Source organism: Actinocorallia lasiicapitis (assembly GCF_054778695.1).
In genome coordinates, this window is record NZ_BAAGZI010000709.1 from 1 (window position 1) to 1,428 (window position 1,428).

Here is a 1,428-nt window from a genome sequence, read left to right on the forward strand (position 1 = left end):
GCCCGACATCTCGTGCGGCCGGTGCGCGGCCCGATGGCCGAGCCCCACCCGCTCCAGCGCGGCGCGGGCCCGCTCCCGCCGCTCCCCGATCGGGACGCCCGCGTACAGCAGCCCGTCGGCGACGTTGTCGAGCGCGCTCACCCCGTGCGCGAGATGGAACTGCTGGAAGACGAAGCCCAGATGCCGGGCGCGGAGCGCCGACAACCGGCCGTCGGTGAGCCCGGCGACCTCGTGGCCCGCGATCCGCACCTCCCCCGAGGTCGGCCGGTCCAGGGTTCCGATCATGTGCAGCAGCGTGGATTTTCCGGAGCCGGACGGCCCGACGATCGCGGTCAGCTCACCCCGTCCGATCAGCAGATCGACCCCTTTCAGCACCTCGACGGCGCCGTAGGTCTTGGTGACGCCCTTCAGTTCGACGATCGGCTCGGTCATGACTCCGGCACCCCGACCTTCATGCCCTCGTTGAGGCCGTTCCCGGTGACCTCGACCCGGCCGCCGCCGAACGCGCCCGTCTCCACGGCCACCAGCCGGCTGCCCGCACCCTCGACGATCTCCAGCCCGTAGCCGCCTTCGGCCAGCGCCAGCAGCGCCTCCACGGGCACCGACAGCACGTTCTTGTGCCGCTCGCTCTCCACGTTGACCTGGACGGGCGCCTGGTCGATCCGGCCCGTCCTGGCCTTGCCGAGCGAGATCTCGACGTCGACGGTGGTCGGGCCCTCCGCGCTCGCCTGCTCGGCGACCGTGCCGACCTTGGCGATCCGGCCGTCGACGGTGTTCCCGTCGGGCAGGTCGACGGTGACCTTGGCGCCCTTGCGGGCCAGCTCCTGGCTGTCGGCGTCGAGGTCGACGTGGACCGTCCTGGTCGTGCCGGTGATCTCGTACCGGGCGGGGCCCTTCGCGCCGACCGGGGTGGAGACCTTCTTGATCCGCACCTCGCCCGGCTGGAAGACGATCTGGGCGGAGTCGACGGAGCCGGTCTCGGCCAGGCCCCGGTCCTCCTGCCACTCCGCGACCGCCGAGGCCGTCGCGGAGGTGAACTCCTCGTCGACGGTCAGGGAGTCGCCGTAGCCGAGCGCCTTCAGGTTCCGTTCGAGCTGTTCGACGTCCTTGCCCTCGTCGCCCGTGCCGAGCCGCCGGTACATCGGGATCTTCCCGTACATCAGGGTGACGGGCAGCCCGTCGAGCCGGACCAGGCTCTTGCCGCGCGCCACGATCGCGCCGGCGGCGGGCGCCCAGGTGACGGTGCCGCCGGTGCCCGCGACGAGATCGCGGGCGTCGCCGTAGGTGAGGGTGCCGTCGACCTGCGCGGTGTCGACCAGGTCGCCGCGCTCGATCTCGGCGGTCGCGACGGTCTTGGCGGCGGCCACGCCCGCCTCGGCCACGGCGACCTTCTCCACCAGGTCCGTCAGATCCGCGCCCTGCGCGACG

2 protein-coding genes are annotated in these 1,428 nt (G+C 72.7%); both read right to left on the reverse strand.

What is annotated here, in order from left to right; all coding sequences use genetic code 11:
- A partial coding sequence (locus ACYVE7_RS34000; RefSeq protein ID WP_460370687.1) for an ABC transporter ATP-binding protein occupies nt 1-432 on the reverse strand: 432 nt, incomplete at its 3' end.
- A partial coding sequence (locus ACYVE7_RS34005) for a peptidoglycan-binding protein (protein WP_460370689.1) occupies nt 429-1,428 on the reverse strand: 1,000 nt, incomplete at its 5' end. The genes ACYVE7_RS34000 and ACYVE7_RS34005, both read right to left, overlap by 4 nt.